This is a genomic window from Marixanthomonas sp. SCSIO 43207 (genome assembly GCF_019904255.1).
Classification (GTDB): Bacteria; Bacteroidota; Bacteroidia; order Flavobacteriales; family Flavobacteriaceae; genus Marixanthomonas.
Genome location: NZ_CP063203.1, coordinates 2287837 through 2305020 on the forward strand (window position 1 = coordinate 2287837; position 17184 = coordinate 2305020).

Consider the following 17184-nt stretch of genomic DNA (forward strand, 5'->3'; position numbering starts at 1 on the left):
ATGACCAATGAACAAATTTATGGGAAATTACTTCCTATTATAAAAATATATTTACCTGAAGACGTTTCAGAAAATGAGATTACTCCAGATAAAGATTTAACCGGTGAATTGAATATTAACTCTGCTCACTTAGTTGATGTGGTACTAGATGTAGAAGATGAGTTTGATGTAGCTTTTGAAAATACCGATATGGAAAATCTACGCACCATAAACGATGCGATTGCAATAATTAAAGAAAAGCTAAAATAAAAAAGCTGAAATTAATACTTATAATTTCAGCTTTATTGTTGTGTCATCAACCGTTTTTTAATACGCGTAGCGGTTGGTTTCTTCAAAATATGGATCTTCATAGGTATGTGTGTTTTCTCTAAAAGGGAAGAAGGAGTGCTGTTTTCTGGCAGCACTTATCAGCCTTTTTCGTACGTTTCTTTGAATTTTCATGATAGATTGTTTTTTAATTGATTGATAATGACCTCAGCTTATCGGTATCTTCTTTTTTGATTCCAGGTATAGCTATTTGAGTTTTGTAAGCGTTCTGTAATTTGGTTACTGTTTAGCGTTCTCATAATTGTTGTTTTTTAATTGATTAATTTAATTTTTGACTTTTAGCGGTATCTTCTTTTTTGATTCCAAGTGTAACTGTTTGAATTTTGTAAACGTTGTGTGATTTGATTGCTGTCTAAAGTTCTCATAATAAATGTTTTTTAAAGGTTTCTATTAAATAGACGACATACTATTCGTTTTGTTACAGTACTATGCATTACAAAGTAGTAATTTAACATACTTTTAACTTTTCAGGTGTACAGGAGTCATTATATACTTGTTTAGTAGTTTTTCAGAAAATTGAATAAAATCAATTCAAAATTATTTGATAAAAATTCTTTGAAAACGCTTAAAAGGCTTTATTTTTGCAACCTTATTTTTCAGAAAGGATTATAAATGGCTACTACGAGTAACAACACAATATTAAAAGAAAAAAAGACTGATAAAGACCTTTATAACTACCAAAGGGGAGCTATAAACAAGATTTTTAAAAGTTTTGAAGAAGCTCCAGAGGATCACCATTTATTATATCAATTACCAACCGGTGGTGGTAAAACCGTAATTTTTTCTGAAATAGTACGGGAATACCTTCGTACCCGAAAGAAAAAAGTTTTAGTATTAACACACCGTATTGAATTGTGTAAACAAACTTCGGCTATGTTGACAGAGTTTGGTGTTGTTAATAAAGTAATTAACAGTACAGCAAATCTTGATGATCAAGACCAATATAGCTGTTTTGTAGCTATGGTAGAGACCTTAAACAATAGACTTAGGGATAATATGTTGGATATCTCAGATATTGGTTTGGTAATTATTGATGAGGCTCACTACAACTCGTTTACAAAACTCTTTAAATATTTTGACAAATCCTTTTTACTTGGTGTAACAGCAACGCCTTTAAGTTCAAATGTTGAGCTTCCTATGAAGGATAATTATGACGAATTAATCGTTGGTGAAAGTATTGCATCATTGATTGAAAATGAGTTTTTGGCAAAAGCAATAAATTATTCATACAATGTAGGTCTTACTTCGCTTGTTGTAGGATCAAATGGAGATTATACCGTTCAATCTTCAGATGATTTATATACGGGAACCGATATGTTAAGCCGCTTACTTCAAGCCTATGAAGAAAGAAGCAAAGGTAAAAAAACCCTAATCTTTAATAACGGAATTAACACCTCTCTTTATGTTTATGATACCTTTAAAAGAGCAGGGTATCCTATTATGCACCTTGACAACACAGCTTCAAAAAAGGAGCGTAAAATGATATTAAAATGGTTCAAAGAAACGCCAGATGCTATTTTAACTTCAGTAAGTATCTTAACAACCGGATTTGATGAACCTTCTGTAGAGACCATAATCTTGAACCGTGCTACACGATCACTTACATTATACTATCAAATGATAGGGCGTGGCTCTCGAATCACAAACAATAAATCTACTTTTAACGTAATAGATTTAGGAAATAACTTTTATCGTTTTGGTGCTTGGGGAGAAGATCTAGATTGGCAACGTATATTTAAATCACCTAAATACTTTTTAGATAACCTAATAGATGACGAAGAACTAGAAAGTAACTTTAGGTATGAAATGCCTGATGAGTTACGTGAAATGTTCTCCAAAACTGAAGATGTATATTTTAATGTAAAAACAGCCTATACAGAATCTGTAAAAAATGGAGAATCAACCAAGGTAATTCTAGAACGCTCAATTGAACATCATGCAAGAATGTGTATAGAAAATAGCGAAGATGTTTTTGATGCCCTTATACTTGCTAAAGAATTAGGCGATGATATTGACCATCGTATTGAGCACTACACTAAGTGTATAAGCAAAAGCACACACAACTTTGTGAGTTGGCTTAAAAAAGATTATAGAGTAAAACTACGCTCTTATTTGAGAGAAAATTTTGATACTATTTTTGAAGAAATCAACGGTTATCCTCCAGAAGAATAGTTAATCAAATTGCCAAGCAACAATTCTGCTTTTTTTGCTGCCTTGTGACATGTCTATAATGCGGTAATTGGCGTCAGCTTTTTTTAGGTATTTTTTAATCTTCGGAAGATTTTTATTCCTTGAAACCAAAGACGTAAACCATCCTACTTGGTTTTTAAACGCTTTACTTTCTTTAATCATACGTTTTAAGAAAAGTTTTTCTCCACCATTACACCATAATTCATTAGCGTGCCCACCAAAGTTGGGAGTAGTAGTTTCTTTATACCTTAAATTCTTCATTTTTTTTAAAGCTTTTTTGGCAGCTTCTTCTTTTGAAGAATGAAAAGGCGGGTTACACATTGTAAAATTATAAAATTCATCATTATTAATGATGCCAGTAAAAATATTAGCAGGATCTTTTTGATGCCTTAATTGTATCGTTTTCTTTAAATCTGGCGTAGCTGCAATATTTTTGGTCGCAGCTTTTATAGAAGTATCACTTATGTCACAACCTACCATATTCCATCCATAGAGTCTAGAGCCCAAAATAGGATAAATACAACTAGCGCCTACACCAATGTCAAGACCTGTGATAGATTTACTTGAGTTTTCTTCAGTAAGTAAATCGTTTAAATGATATATATAATCTGCTCGTCCGGGAATTGGCGGACAAAGATAATTTTTGGGTATAGTCCAATCGTTAAGGTTATAATCTTTTTTTAAAATAGCTTTATTTAAGTGAAATACAGCTTGTTGATCTGAAAAATCTATGGTTTTAATACCATAGCAATTCATAAAGACGTAATTATTAAGATCGGTATGAACGTTGCCTAAACTTGAAAAATTATAGGAACTATTGTGTTTATTATTTGGATGCATAGTTTAATTGGTTAGTATTGTTAAAAATAGAATAATTATTGTCAATCACGTATACGTGTTCTCTCGTAATTTTTGATTTAACAATTTTTAACCTCTAAATAAGCAATTCATAAATTAAGATTGTTTTTTTAGCATTATATTTGCAGCTTTTAAAATGCAAAGTGAGTATATTTAGTTTAAGAAGAAAGATATATGGATAAGACGGAACGAAAAAAAGAACATAATCTTAAACGGTTACATAAATATTATAGCTACACCGGCTTTTACACCTTTGTAGGTAATAGCCTTAAAAAAGCAATAATACCTATATTATTATTTGTAGGGGTGCTGTTTTTGGTAGATTGGTTATTAATAGATTTTAGTGCATTCTTCACACACGTAACCGAAACGTACCCTCCCATAAGTGTCTTGTTGGTTTTCTTTGTGAGCGAAACCCTTTTAGGTTTAATACCTCCAGAAATATTTATTGCTTGGTCAAATAAAACTTCAGACCCTGTTGTTTATTTGTCCATATTGGCTACCTTATCCTATTTAGGTGGAATAGGAAGTTATTTCATCGGAAAATGGATTTTACAAATTCCTTCTGTATTTGAGTATGTAGAAGTAAGAATGAAAAAACACCTTAAAAACGTACGTAAATGGGGAGGTTTTTTAATCATTGTAGGAGCTTTATTGCCTATCCCTTTTTCAATGACAAGTATGGCAGCAGGAACAATAAACTACAAGTTCAGTAACTACTTACTATTTGGACTACTTAGATTTGCCCGTTTTGCAATTTACGGTATTGCTATTTTTAGCATTATGTAGGTAAACCTTTTTAAAAGAATGGTAATTTTGCGATAAGAAAACAATAGTTTTTTTATGGCCAAAAATGATCCTTACGCGGCACTTCGGTACCGAGAATTCAATATTTTTTTACTCTTACGTTTTGCACTAGTTTTTGCATGGACAATGCAGTTTGTAGTGATAGAATGGGAGGTGTACAGTATTACAAAAGATCCTTTGTCTCTTGGTATTATTGGATTAATGGAAGTGATTCCCGCTGTTTCTATGGCATTATTTGCTGGGCATGTGGTAGATCAAAAAGAGAAAAAAAGCCTTCTTATTAAATGTATTATTGGCTTTTCGGTGATTAGTTTTGGTCTTTTTTTAATCACGTGGCCTCGCGTTATTGAAGGACTTGCTACTCAAACCATATTATACATTGTGTACGCGCTAGTCTTTCTCGGCGGCATTGTAAGAGCATTTATCGGACCTACAATTTTTTCTTTATTCTCATTGTTAATTCCAAAGAAAGTATATCCTAATGCTGCAACCTGGAGTAGTTCGGTTTGGCAAGTAGGAGCGGTGTTAGGTCCTGCACTGGGAGGGTTTACAATTCACTGGATAGGAGTACATTGGTCTATGTGTTTAATTTTTGGTTTTTCATTATTGGCTTTATTCAGTTTGTTTCAAATACCAAAAAAACCGGTTTTAAACCCCAATATTGGTGAGCCAGTAATGAAGAGTTTAAAAGGAGGGCTAAAGTTTGTTTTCAACAATAAAATCATTTTGGGTGCTTTAACGCTTGATATGATTGCTGTACTTTTTGGTGGAGCAGTTGCATTATTACCTATTTTTGCTCAAGACATACTGCACGTAGGCTCTGAAGGCTTCGGAATATTAAGGGCTTCTCCAGCAGTTGGTGCAGCGATTATTATGTTTACATCTGCTTATTTTCCACTAAATAAAAATGCTGGGATGAAATTACTGGCAGCTATTTTTGGCTTTGGAGTTTGTATCATTGTTTTTGGTCTTTCTACATGGTTCTGGCTGTCTGTTTTTGCTCTGTTTATGAGTGGTGTTACAGATGGAATTTCTATGATAATAAGGCAAACTATCCTTCAATTAAAAACACCTGATGCTATGCGAGGTCGCGTAGCATCTGTAAATTCAATGTTTGTAGGGTCTTCTAATGAATTAGGTGCTTTTGAAAGCGGTCTAACCGCAAAATTAATGGGAACAGTGACTGCCGTTGTTTTTGGAGGATGTATGACCTTAATTACTGTTGTAACAACAGGAGCACTGCTTCCAAAGTTTAGAAAACTAGATTTGCGTAAAGATTTAGAAGAACCCGAAAAAGAATCCTAATTACTTTATAGCAGCTTCTGAAATGCGGAACGGATACGCTTCTTGTACTTGTTTTATTTCTTCTTTGCTAAGCTGATCTACTTCTTTCTTCAAGACGTTTGTTATGTACTGTTCGCGTAATTCTTGATAAGCTGCAGTCAATTCATTTTGAACAGTTATAAACACTTTATAGGGTGTTTTTGGATGTGTTTCAATTGAAATTGATGCTTTTTTTGGGTGATCTGAAGCGGTAGAAACTTGATTTCCGTGGCAATAGGTACAGCTCAAATCTCCGTTGTTATCAATAAATTCTTTCAGAATAATTTTTAAATCTTTATACTTTGTAATAGATTCATTGATAAATAGTTCACCTTCTTCATTTATAGTAATACTTAACATGTTTCTTTCGTTGATTTCGGTATCACATTTTTGTCCCGGAGGGCAAGGTTCTGGAATTTTTCTTACAATACCTTTATCGTTAGCAATGGTAGTCGATACTAAAAAGAAAATAAGAAGTAGAAAAGCAATATCTGCCATACTACCTGCATGAACTTCAGGACGTTTGTTTGCGTGTCTCATAACTGATGGATTTAATGTGTTAGTTATGAGTAAACTTCAAAAAAGGTGCCAGACTACTTAATATGTATTAGTAACGTTTTTAGAAACACTCCTATTGATTTTGAAGCGCTGTTTTAATTTCTTCTTTATTCCAGGCAAGGATGCTTTTGGCAAGGAAAATTGAAGCAAGAACCATTAATGCAAGTATCAATAATTCTGAAATGTTTGAAGCTTCATAAAATAATGATGCTATAAAATGATATACATTAAAAAACCCGACAATCAACGCCCAGCAGAAAGACGTCCATCTAAACCAAGATTTTTTTATTTCTAATGTAAATAAAAAGAATAATAAGGCTAAACCTTCTAGAGCAACTCTCCATAGATGGTGATTTATTGGTACATCGCCTGTGGCTCCTTCAATCATTACAGATTCATTATAATAAACACTGAACAAGCCATAAATGTGATGTACAATAAATCCTATTGCTAAAAATAACCATAAGATCGCAGTTTTTGTTCTCATAAACTTTAAGGTTTTTGTTGGTTGTAATGTAGTAGCATCAACCGTTTCTTTAATTTCTATGTTTCGTGATGTCACAAGGTCTGAATGAGCTATATTTCGAACCGGACGTTTTAATTTAGTCACTATCCAAAGTGAAGTACAGCCCATAAGTATCCAGAAAAAATCAACACAAAAAATTTCGTATTGAGCATTGGCAAAGGTTTTCCAAAACCAATTTCCTGAAGTTAATCCATTTACCAATGGTATGATAAGACCTATAATACCCCCAGATACTAAGCTATATTTATTGGTTTTATAATTATCTCGCAAAAACCTGAAAAATCCAGCAACCAGTGCCCAACCAAGAAAGTAAACACAATATAAAATAGTTTCTCTAGATGGATCAAGTGAACGAGGAAGTAATTTTGCTACCACAAATGAAAAAGCAGTAATAGGATACATACCTAGACAAATAGCCAAATATATATGACCTACTTTCCTGTTATAAAGCTTTTGTGAAGCAGAAATATTTTTTTTGTTTCGAGCTTCTAGCCAGATTAACACTCCAGATATAATTACAAAACAAGTAATTAAAGCCATTAAAAAATAAATGAACTTTAAAGGCAATCCTCCAAAATCACCAAAATGCAACCTTCTTATCGTTAGTTCTACATCTTCCAAGTAATCATTTTCAAAAGGATTTTTTTCTGAAATAAGTTGTTGTGAAGCTACATCATAAACGGTTCGACCATTACCTAAAAATTTTTGATTGGGATCTAGCAAACCATCTACTTGAAACTTCATGTTTTCAGCTCCATAATTTCGTATGTAAACTTGAGCAGGGGTAAAGTTTTCCCATTTGCTATGTGTTTTTTCCATGAACACATTCAAGTCTGGAATGGTATCCAATTTTTTATTTTCAAGAGGATACGTTTTTGCCATAGGTCGCAACGCTTCAATTGTTTTTTCTTGGTTGTTGTCAAAAACATAATTTGCAGGAATCAACACCAAAGCCGAAAGGCATAAAAAACAACTTGTAACAGCAAATACAAATTGGAACGGAAGCCCAATCATCCCTAAAACGGTATGGGCATCTGTCCAAATGGTTTTTAATTTCTTTTTGGGTCTAAAAACATAAAAATTCTGAATGATTTTTTTCCAATGAATAAGAACACCCGTGACTATTGCAAATAAGAAGAAAACAGCTATAAAACCGGCAATGTATATACCTATAACTGGAACTTGACTAAAAAAATGAAGTCTATAAATAAGTTCACCTATGCTATAAAAATCATAATATTCAGAAAAGTGATACTCATGAGCATCTAAGAAAAAATAGTACTTTTTATCAGGGTTATTAACAATTGTACTGTCTTGCGAGGGGCTCAATAAAACATACAATTGCTGCTTAGCATCTGGAGCAATCATTCGCACATCTCTTCCGTAGAGATTATAACCACGCCCCTTTATACTATCTATAACTCGATTGTAGTTTATTTCTTGAGCTTTTTCTATCTGCACGGGAGTTTCTTTTTCCCAAGCAGTAATTTCATCTTTAATCAATGCAAAAGCTCCCGCAAAAAAGATTATATACAATGCAACGCTTATTACAATACCACTCACGGTATGTGTATGAAAAAATATATTGTAATTGCGTTTATTCATATAACTTAATTAATAGGATTATATATTTTTCCGAAATAAATACTTACGGCCAAAACAATACAGATGATCAAGTATAAGGCCCATAATCTCCATCCGTTTTTAGCCATAAATGAAACAATCATAATGGCAACCCAAACTATATAAAGTGAGTAAGCCGAAGTAATAAGTACTAATTTGTAATTAGGTAACCAATATGCTAAGGCAATGTGTAATAAAGCCGATATGATGTAACCACCCAAAATACCAGCTGATATTTTTGCACCTCTCTGCCATGGAGAATCTGTTAAATATTTTCTGTTAGCCGGCATATGTAAGGTATAATTCAAAGGTTAGTGATAAGATGAACAGCACTGTCAATTGTTTATAATTGATGAGCTGCATAGGTACTAGAAGAACAAGTAAACTATCAAGTATTGATAAAATAATGAATTCTGTGATAATTCCTGCTGCAAGTCCCCATTGTAAACAACTTATAATAAATGCTATAAAAAGAATAAACAACCCAGAAGTTTTAAAGATTGTTTTATGTTGTGATACAATCTTTTGTTCAGGCACTGTTTTGGGAATTACTGCTCGCTGTGAGGTTAACAGCAGCATATAAAAGCCAATAATAGTAAGTAAAAAAATTACTGTAATCATCTTATTCTTTTAAAAGGCAATAACCCTGTAATTTTATCAGGGTTATTGCGCACTTAACAACTAATCAATCAATGGGGATTATCCATTAAAAAATATCTTAAAATTTATAGGTGAAATTAGCATACAATGCACGTGGCTGTTGTGGCGATATGGTAGTCCACCCTTTGTAATATTCTTTATTAAAAGCATTATTCAGTTTTAAGCCAATTCGGTATTTGTTTGCTTGATAAAATACAGATGCATTTGCAATAGTATATTCAGGCAATACAAATTCTCCGGCCGGACCGTAGTTGATAGTTACACGCTCACTTGCTCCATTAAACCCAGCACCAAGACCAAAACCTTCTAGAGCTCCTGATTGTATTTCATAATTTGCCCAAAAGTTGTAGAGTGTTTCAGCTCCTGCTTCAACGGGACGTGTTCCTAAAAGAATTGGATTATCGGTTGCTACAATTTCACTGTCATTATTACTGAAACCGGCTTTTATATTTAATCCATTTATAGGGTTTGCATTTACTTCAATTTCAAAACCTTTACTTTCTACTTCTCCACCTTGTATTTTATTAAATGGTGAAGCCGGATCTGTTATAACCTTGTCGGTAACATTAATATCATAATAACTAATTGTTGCATTTAAGCGGTTGTTAAATAAATTGGTTTTTAGCCCAAACTCCAATTGATTGGCTTGTTCAGGATCAAAAGATTTTAATGTTTGATCACCGTTTTGAGGATCACCCACCAAAGCAGGAGCAACATTTGTAAAACCATTCTGATAATTAGCAAATACAGAAACTACATCTTTTATTGGCTGGTATAATAAGCCAAATTTTGGAGAGAACGTACTTTGATCATAATCGTCTTCTGTTGTACTTAAATCACCTTCATTATCAAAAACATCAAAACGGATTCCTGCCATAGCAGAAAGAGTAGGAGTTATGTTTAAAACATCAGACACATATGCGCTATACACATGTGTTTTTGATTTAATATTATTTACATTTTGCGATGCCAAAGCATTATCCACTCCCGAAGTTGTTAATGGATATGAATCGTTCTCAACTTCTGTAGTAAAAGGATTATCGCCAATTACTTGACCGTTGGCTCTTACATTTCCGTAAAATGCATAACCAGTACTATTATCTGTAACTGTAGAATTAAAGTAATCAATACCTGCAACTACTCGGTTTCTTAAGGATCCAATTTTAAAATCACCAATAAAGTTTTGCTGAATATCGGTAGTGTTGGTACGCGAGTTTTGTTTGTTAATTAAACGACTGAAGGTAGTTCCTTCCAAAATTCCGTAGTCAAACAAATAAGAATAATATCCATCTGTTGAAGTACTACTTTTTGAAAGAATAGTTTGAGATTGCCAGGTGTCTGACAGTTTGTAATCCATTTCAACTCGGTAATTAGCAGAAGGATTTTTAAGTGTCAAATCATTACTGGTAAATGATAATTTATTGTTGTAGTTCAACTCTTGCAGATTACGCGCCCTTGAAGGTGCTGAACGATTTAAGAACAAAAACATAGGGTTTGTTTGCTCCGCTTGTGTTATTTCTGCATAAAACGAGAAAGACAAACGATTGTTTACTTTGTAAGAAAGAGAAGGAGCTACAAAAAATGATTTTCTGAAACCGGCATCTTGAAAACTATCTTCTGTAGAATACGATGTGTTTAATCGAAAATATATATTATTATCCTTATCAAGAGGTGTATTAAAGTCTCCTGAAATCATATTGAGACCATAGGTACCCGAAGTAAATGAAACTTCACCTCCAAAACCTATATAAGGTTTTTTGGTAACCACATTTATTAAACCTCCATATGAGGTTACTGTGCTTCCAAATAATGTGGCAGACGGTCCTTTAATAACTTCAATACGTTCTATATTGGCTGCATTGATAGTTCCGTTTGTAATACCCGGAACTCCATTTACCAATTGAGGTTGTACAGAAAAACCTCTTAATGCATAATATCCGGCTCCATCACCACCACGCCCAGTAGAGGTCCATAGTTTTTCTATACCGGTTGCATTTTTTAAAGCGTCTTCAAAATTTGTTGTTACTTGTGATTTTAACAGATCTGTTGTTATCGTGCTATATACTTGTGAATTTTCTAAATCTTGAAGCGGTAATTTTGAAACATATGCCGTTTTCTTTCTTGAAAACTTGTTTCTACGTTCACCGTTTACTACAACTTCTTGAAGTATCTCATTTCCTTCATAAAGGATTATAGTTGGTAATTCCTTGGTTTCATTCGAGGTAATCGTTGTAGTGATTTCTTGCGTTTTAAAACCTACATATGAAACAGTAAGCGTTAACTCACCAGAGGAAATATTTGAGATTTCAAAGCGACCATTTTCATTTGTTTGAGCTCCTTTTTGTGAGTTACTAAGAAAAACATTTACACCTAATAAAGGTTGCTTATCTGCATCTGTTACAGTACCTACGATAGATGCATTTTGTGCTGATGCGCCCGTAATTACTAACATAAATAGTAATACGAGTTGGGGAAGTTTTGACATTTGGTTTTATTTAGACTTAATACAAATAGTTTTAATTGGGCGCAAAAGTACCAAGCGATTATCTATTTTCAAAGGTTATTTAGATTAAATTTAAATAAATTTGCTTCTGAACAGTATAAGTGTGTGATTTATAATTAGATACACTATTGTAGCTAGTTTACATAAAGAAAGAACTAGAACGGCACAGTTATAAACTGAAATAGTGATATTTTTAGCCATTCAATTGTAATATGATTAAAAATCAAATAAAAACTTTATATGGCGCTAACGAATAATGATATAATGAAAAAATTACGGGTTGCACATAAACTTCGTGATGAGGATATAGTAAAAATATGTGCCTTGGTAGATTTTAGAGTATCCAAAAGTGAATTAGGCGCAATTTTCAGAAATGAAAATCATCCCAAATACATGGAATGTGGTGATCAATTTCTTCGCAATTTTTTAAATGGATTAGTCGTCCATTTACGAGGTCCCAAGCCACCCAGTAAAAAGAAAGCGTCTTCAAAATAATGCTTCTACAGTATGCAGTGTGAAACGTTTCAATCATATATAATTAATAAAGGAGGTATAAGAGAATCTCAATTTGAAGAATTAGCTCCTTTATTGCGGTATGATACGTTTTTAAAAAATGATGTCTTGTTACAAAGAGGCGAAACCTGTAAGGCTTCTATGTTCGTTGAAAAGGGATTGCTTAGAGCTTATACATTGGATGAATCTGGAAAAGAGCATATAGTACAATTTGCCCCAGAAAACTGGTTTGTAGGAGATAGAGGAAGTATCTATTTTAATGATCCCTCTTATTTTAGCATTGACGTTATTGAAGATGCACTTGTAGTTTTTGTTACCGAAGCCTTTATTGAAAAAGCTTCTGAAATGAGCAGTTCTTTCAGGAAATTCAATGAAAAATTACTTCATAATCACATTCAACACCTTCAAAAGCGTATTGATTTATTATTAAGTGCCTCTGCCGAAAGTAGGTATTTAAACTTTATTGAAATGTATCCAGATTTACTATTACGCGTACCACAATGGATGATAGCTTCGTACTTAGGAATTACTCCTGAAAGTTTAAGTCGCGTAAGGAAAGCGCTGGCAGATAAAAACTTTAAGCCCTAATTACTTTTATAAAACTTACAAGTAATTTAGAATGTTTTAAAAATGTTTGGAAAGATTAAGGTAACGGTACAAATTCAGTTTCACCCGGCACATTAGGAAAACGTTGTGCTTTCCAGTCATCCCTTGCTTTTTGTATCATATCTTTTTCCGAAGCCACAAAATTCCAATGTATATGGCGTTCTTCAGGAAACGGATCACCTCCAAAAATATATACAGTAGAGTTTTCAGCCATTTCAAATTCGCATAACGTACTATCTTTTGCAATCAATATTTGTTTAGGTTCATAGGTGTTACCTTCGCTATAAACAGCGCCATCTAAAATATACAAACCGCTTTCTCCAAATAAGTCGTTGCCTAAGGTAATTTTCTGCCGTGAGGTACTTTTTAACTCAAGAAAATACAAGTTGCTGTGTACAGGTACAGGCGATTTTCTTCCTAGCACTTCTCCGGCTATAAGTTTAATGGTAATTCCATGTTCACTCCAAGTAGGAATAGCTTCTTTGTTTATATGATAAAAAGAAGGATCTATTGTTTCTAGGTGTTTAGGAAGTGCTACCCAAATTTGTAAACCGTGTAAAGATTTTTTCGTATTCCGAAGCGATTCAGGTGTACGCTCAGAGTGAACTACTCCTTTACCAGCGGTCATCCAGTTTACAGCACCGGGTTTTATTTCTACTTCGGTACCTAAGCTATCGCGATGCATAATTGCTCCTTCAAATAAATAGGTTAGCGTAGAAAGACCAATATGAGGGTGTGGAGGAACATCAAGATTTTCTTGTTCACTCATCATTACTGGTCCCATATGATCTATAAAAGCAAAAGGGCCTACCATACGTTTACTGCGAAAAGGTAATAACCTGCCAACCATAAAATTACCAATATTGGCCTCACGTTCAGGAATAATAGTTTGTAAATTTGACATAATCTAAAGTTTTTTTAATGAAGGAACTTCAAGTTCATCGACATCCCAATTTGCCAACTTTGCTCCGGCTTGATAGGCAGATTCCATAAAATCTAACAATACATTTCTTGGGTTTTGAGTAGTAAGAAGGTCGTTGTATTTTAAAATTGCCATAGGACTCCCATTGGCATCCATCCAGAAAGCTTGATCTGGTTGTAAAGGCTTAGTGTCAATTGCTTTTGGAGAAGGATAGGTGTATGAATAAAAAGCTGGTTCTTTCATATTATCATCACCTACCCAAAATCCAAAACTTATGCATTCATGGGTATAAGCATCTTTATCTGAAATACGTGCTTCTTTTGGCATAGGAGGAGCTTTTTTTCCTGAAAATCGAGTTACTGCAATATCCATAGAATGCCAGTAAACGTGAACAGGACACGTTTTTCCGTAGTAGCGACCGCTGAATTCTTTAAAAACACCATCTACCCAAAGAAAAAGTTTCCATAACTTGGTACTGTATTCTTGATTGTAATGATGATACGAAGTTATTTCAGAAAAGGGTGTTTCTATATTCAAATCATAAGGCTTATCAATCAATTTTACTGAAATAGAAAAATCTGAAAGTATATTCATTAATTTTTTATAAAAGTTGGCTACGGTTAATCCTTCTTCAAGTTCAAACTGAGCCAACTTACCCTCACTTGTTTGTACATCTAGTGTATGTGTAATACAGTTTATGGTAATGGTAAAAGAGTTGTTTCCAGAATCATAATATATGGGTCCTGTAGTAAAGCCATTGCTGCCTACATATTGGGTTATGTACCACCAATGATTTTTTCTAGGAGTTAGTGAGAGTCTAATTTTTCCTATAATTTGAAGAAATAAATGAAGCGTTGTTTTTCGTTCTTCATTTCCTTCATATGGGAGTTTTGATAGATGTGTTGAATGTTCCATATTTTTAAACCTTTTTAAAGTTAATCAATTCTACTTAATCTTCTAAATAACCAAACTTACCCATATTAAAATCATTAATGGCTTGTATTAATTCTTCTCTGGTATTCATAACAAAGGGACCTTGAGCAGCAATTGGTTCATTAATGGGTTCGCCGCTCAAAACCAATACCACCGCATCTTCTGAAGCTTGTACGGTAAATGTTTCTCCCTTATTTTCAAAAAGAACAAAATGATCGGTTGGTACCGTTTCAGATTCATTTACGGTTATATTCCCTTCAATAACCAACAAACATGTATTATAGGTTTCAGGAAATGAGAAGGTTGCAGTTCCATTTGTGTTTAATCGGGCATTCATCATATGTACAGGCGTAAAGGTTTCTGCAGTACCAGATATATTTTCATATGACCCGGCAACTACTTCAATGATACCGGCGTTATTGGGTAGGGTGTAGGTGTTTAATTTATCAGCTGAAATAGCTTGGTATTTAGGTTTTGACATTTTATCCTTTGCAGGAAGGTTTACCCACAATTGAACCATCTGAAAGTCACCACCGGCTTTACTGAACTCTTTCTCATGATATTCTTTATGTAATACTCCAGAAGCTGCTGTCATCCATTGTACTCCGCCTTCTTCTATAACACCACCGCCGCCGCTACTATCGTGATGTGCTACTTTTCCTTTGTAGGCTAATGTTACTGTTTCAAAACCGCGATGTGGATGTACACCTACACCTCTTGGTGTATCGGTAGGAGGGAAGTAGAACTTTGAGTTGTAATCTAGCATAATAAATGGACTCATACGTTCCATATCTAATCTAAACCCGCTAGGGATAAAGTTATGTACTCTAAAACCATCACCTACAAAATGCGGTGCTCTGGGAGCTGCGACTAGTTCTATATTTTTTGTGTTCATAAGGACTTGTGTTTGTTGTGAAATAATGAATTTTCTTGATATTCTGGATGCGTGTCAATGTAGGCGTTAATAAACGGACAGTAAGGTTTTACTTTTAATGAGTGATCCTTGGCATACTCCAAAACACGTTTTGCAATAAAGGAACCAACACCTTTACCTGATAGTTCTTTAGGGACTTCGGTATGCGTAAATGCAATAGCATCTTTTAAAAGTCTATAATCTACAAAGGCTGTGAGACCTTCAAGATGAACTTCAAATCTTTTTAAGGTCTCGTTTTTAACTAATTGATAATCCATTGGTTACTTATTTACAACAAAGATAGAGAAGCTCTTTTTTGTATACATTGATGTATGATAAGAAGTAATTTTTTTAAAAATAGGTTGTGAGGTATTTTTATTAATCGTAATATTGCAATGTAACAATTAATATAATGGGAATTACCAAATCTGAAATATTTACAGTACAACAAAATCAACTGGCTCAGTTTGCCAAAGCATTTTCACATCCCGCTAGAGTTGCAATTTTACAATACCTTTTTAAAACTGAAAGTTGTGTTTGTGGAAGTCTTGTAGATGAAATTGGTCTTGCTCAAGCAACCATTTCACAACATTTGAAAGAATTGAAAAACTTAGGTCTTATTCAAGGCACTGTAGAAGGTACTAGTGTTTGCTATTGCATTAATGCTGAAGTTTGGGATGAAATGAAACAAGTTTTATCTTCTTTTTTAAACCAAGATACCGATGTTACAGGAGCTACATGCTGCTAAAAAAAATTTAATTTAATTAATCGTAATATTACGATTGTAAATAGAATACTATGAAACTTTCTGAAATTAAAACCATTTTACAACAAGCCGAAACCATAGCTTTTGAACTACCAAACGGAGATTTGGTTCCTAATCATTTTCATGTTACCGAAGTGGGAAAGGTTACCAAAAACTTTATTGACTGTGGTGGCACTGTTAGAAATGAACAAGTAGTAAACTTTCAATTATGGGAAGCAGATGATTATGATCACCGCTTACATCCTGAAAAATTACATCATATCATTGAACTGTCACAAAAAACACTCAATATTGAAGATTACCTTGATATAGAAGTAGAATACCAAGGAGCAACGATTGGTAAATATGGTTTAGATTTTAATGGCAACCACTTTTTACTTACTACCAAACAAACCGACTGCTTGGCAAAAGATGCATGTGGTATTCCGGAGAGTAAACAAAAGAAAAATCTTTCAGCAATAAATGCTGTTTCTGCTACTTCGTGTGATCCTAATTCAGGTTGTTGTTAATTAAATATCAAATAGTATGTATTCAAATTTAAAAGAAACTATTGACTCATTAGACGTTTCAACGCTTTCCAGTGACCGTAAAGAGGTATTACAACCATTGATAAGCTATCTTTCAACACAAATAGATGAGAAGCAAGCCATTCGCATTGTTTTTATCTGTACACACAATTCTAGACGAAGTCATTTGGCTCAAATATGGATGCAAGCGCTAGCTCACTATCATGGTATTGATAGATTGAATAGTTATTCGGCTGGTACGCAACAAACGGCTGTTTATGCTTCTGTAATAGAAACATTAAAAGACGCCGGTTTTGCAACCGAAAAACTTTCTGAAGAAGCCAATCCTATTTATGCAGTAAAGTATACCGATAATGAACCTGCAGTCATTGCTTTTTCAAAAGAGTTGGCTTCAACCTTTAACCCAGCATCTAAGTTTGCTGCAATTATGACGTGTTCACAAGCAGATGAAGGGTGTCCGTTTGTTCCGGGAGCAGAAAAACGTATTCCTATTACCTATGAAGATCCAAAAGTTTTTGATGCTACTGAACAAGAAGAAGAGAAATATAAGGAACGCAGTCTGCAAATAGCGACAGAGTTACACTACGTGTTTCAACAACTATCAAATAAGTAAAACCAACATTAATTGT

At 33.7% G+C, this 17184-nt stretch carries 20 protein-coding genes; 9 read left to right on the forward strand and 11 right to left on the reverse strand.

Annotation, left to right across the window (positions count from 1 at the left end; translation table 11 throughout):
* On the forward strand, positions 1–249 hold the full coding sequence (locus INR76_RS10675) for an acyl carrier protein (protein WP_223107957.1): 249 nt from the start codon (positions 1–3) through the stop codon (positions 247–249).
* A 57-nt stretch (positions 250–306) separates the two neighbouring features.
* Here INR76_RS10675 and INR76_RS13970 read toward each other — a convergent pair whose 3' ends face one another.
* Complete coding sequence (locus INR76_RS13970; protein ID WP_255592594.1) at positions 307–441, reverse strand: hypothetical protein; 135 nt, start codon at positions 439–441, stop codon at positions 307–309.
* A gap of 498 nt (positions 442–939) precedes the next feature.
* Between INR76_RS13970 and INR76_RS10680 the strand changes: the two genes are divergently transcribed.
* On the forward strand, positions 940–2499 hold the full coding sequence (locus INR76_RS10680; protein ID WP_223107958.1) for a DEAD/DEAH box helicase: 1560 nt from the start codon (positions 940–942) through the stop codon (positions 2497–2499).
* Here INR76_RS10680 and rlmF read toward each other — a convergent pair whose 3' ends face one another.
* Complete coding sequence (gene rlmF / locus INR76_RS10685) at positions 2500–3357, reverse strand: 23S rRNA (adenine(1618)-N(6))-methyltransferase RlmF (protein ID WP_223107959.1); 858 nt, start codon at positions 3355–3357, stop codon at positions 2500–2502.
* A gap of 192 nt (positions 3358–3549) precedes the next feature.
* On the opposite strand from rlmF, the gene INR76_RS10690 reads away from it, so the two are divergent.
* Complete coding sequence (locus INR76_RS10690) at positions 3550–4164, forward strand: YqaA family protein (RefSeq protein ID WP_223107960.1); 615 nt, start codon at positions 3550–3552, stop codon at positions 4162–4164.
* A gap of 54 nt (positions 4165–4218) precedes the next feature.
* A complete protein-coding gene (locus INR76_RS10695) occupies positions 4219–5487 on the forward strand; it encodes an MFS transporter (RefSeq protein ID WP_223107961.1) in 1269 nt (422 codons plus the stop codon).
* On the opposite strand, the gene INR76_RS10700 is transcribed toward INR76_RS10695, so the two are convergent.
* The 5 genes from INR76_RS10700 to INR76_RS10720 all read right to left on the reverse strand — a co-directional run bounded on the left by INR76_RS10700 (position 5488) and on the right by INR76_RS10720 (position 11357).
* Complete coding sequence (locus tag INR76_RS10700; protein WP_223107962.1) at positions 5488–6045, reverse strand: biopolymer transporter ExbD; 558 nt, start codon at positions 6043–6045, stop codon at positions 5488–5490.
* A gap of 91 nt (positions 6046–6136) precedes the next feature.
* Complete coding sequence (locus INR76_RS10705; RefSeq protein WP_223107963.1) at positions 6137–8194, reverse strand: PepSY domain-containing protein; 2058 nt, start codon at positions 8192–8194, stop codon at positions 6137–6139.
* 5 nt (positions 8195–8199) lie between these two features.
* Positions 8200–8502 (reverse strand): hypothetical protein, encoded by a 303-nt coding sequence (locus tag INR76_RS10710; protein WP_223107964.1) that lies wholly within the window; start codon positions 8500–8502, stop codon positions 8200–8202.
* Entirely contained in the window at positions 8492–8833 is a 342-nt protein-coding gene (locus INR76_RS10715) for a hypothetical protein (protein WP_223107965.1), read from the reverse strand. Before INR76_RS10715 ends, INR76_RS10710 begins: the two co-directional genes overlap by 11 nt.
* Positions 8834–8930: 97 nt before the next feature.
* Positions 8931–11357: a TonB-dependent receptor gene (locus INR76_RS10720; RefSeq protein ID WP_223107966.1), complete on the reverse strand. Its 2427-nt coding sequence runs from the start codon at positions 11355–11357 to the stop codon at positions 8931–8933.
* Between the two features lie 258 nt (positions 11358–11615).
* Between INR76_RS10720 and INR76_RS10725 the strand changes: the two genes are divergently transcribed.
* Positions 11616–11870 (forward strand): DUF1456 family protein, encoded by a 255-nt coding sequence (locus INR76_RS10725; RefSeq protein WP_223107967.1) that lies wholly within the window; start codon positions 11616–11618, stop codon positions 11868–11870.
* 12 nt (positions 11871–11882) lie between these two features.
* On the forward strand, positions 11883–12476 hold the full coding sequence (locus INR76_RS10730; protein WP_223107968.1) for a Crp/Fnr family transcriptional regulator: 594 nt from the start codon (positions 11883–11885) through the stop codon (positions 12474–12476).
* Positions 12477–12531: 55 nt separating this feature from the next.
* Here the strand turns inward: INR76_RS10730 and INR76_RS10735 are convergent, their stop codons facing one another.
* From INR76_RS10735 to INR76_RS10750, 4 genes are read right to left on the reverse strand one after another with little or no spacing between them, the layout of a single operon-like run.
* Positions 12532–13398, reverse strand: coding sequence for a pirin family protein (locus INR76_RS10735; RefSeq protein ID WP_223107969.1), 867 nt, complete (start codon positions 13396–13398; stop codon positions 12532–12534).
* Positions 13399–13401: 3 nt separating this feature from the next.
* Positions 13402–14331, reverse strand: a complete 930-nt coding sequence (locus INR76_RS10740; protein ID WP_223107970.1) for a DUF5996 family protein — start codon at positions 14329–14331, stop codon at positions 13402–13404.
* A 34-nt stretch (positions 14332–14365) separates the two neighbouring features.
* The gene (locus INR76_RS10745; RefSeq protein WP_223107971.1) at positions 14366–15244 is read right to left on the reverse strand and encodes a pirin family protein; all 879 of its coding nucleotides are present in this window, start codon (positions 15242–15244) and stop codon (positions 14366–14368) included.
* Positions 15241–15540 carry a GNAT family N-acetyltransferase gene (locus INR76_RS10750; protein WP_223107972.1) on the reverse strand — a complete coding sequence of 100 codons (300 nt, stop codon included), beginning with the start codon at positions 15538–15540 and terminating at the stop codon, positions 15241–15243. Before INR76_RS10750 ends, INR76_RS10745 begins: the two co-directional genes overlap by 4 nt.
* Positions 15541–15674: 134 nt before the next feature.
* On the opposite strand from INR76_RS10750, the gene INR76_RS10755 reads away from it, so the two are divergent.
* Genes INR76_RS10755 through INR76_RS10765 form a run of 3 tightly spaced genes read left to right on the forward strand, consistent with a single transcriptional unit; the run spans position 15675 to position 17168 of the window.
* Positions 15675–16010 carry a helix-turn-helix transcriptional regulator gene (locus INR76_RS10755; RefSeq protein ID WP_223107973.1) on the forward strand — a complete coding sequence of 112 codons (336 nt, stop codon included), beginning with the start codon at positions 15675–15677 and terminating at the stop codon, positions 16008–16010.
* A 50-nt stretch (positions 16011–16060) separates the two neighbouring features.
* On the forward strand, positions 16061–16537 hold the full coding sequence (locus INR76_RS10760; protein ID WP_223107974.1) for a DUF6428 family protein: 477 nt from the start codon (positions 16061–16063) through the stop codon (positions 16535–16537).
* A gap of 16 nt (positions 16538–16553) precedes the next feature.
* A complete protein-coding gene (locus INR76_RS10765) occupies positions 16554–17168 on the forward strand; it encodes a low molecular weight phosphatase family protein (protein WP_223107975.1) in 615 nt (204 codons plus the stop codon).
* Positions 17169–17184 lie beyond the last annotated feature (16 nt).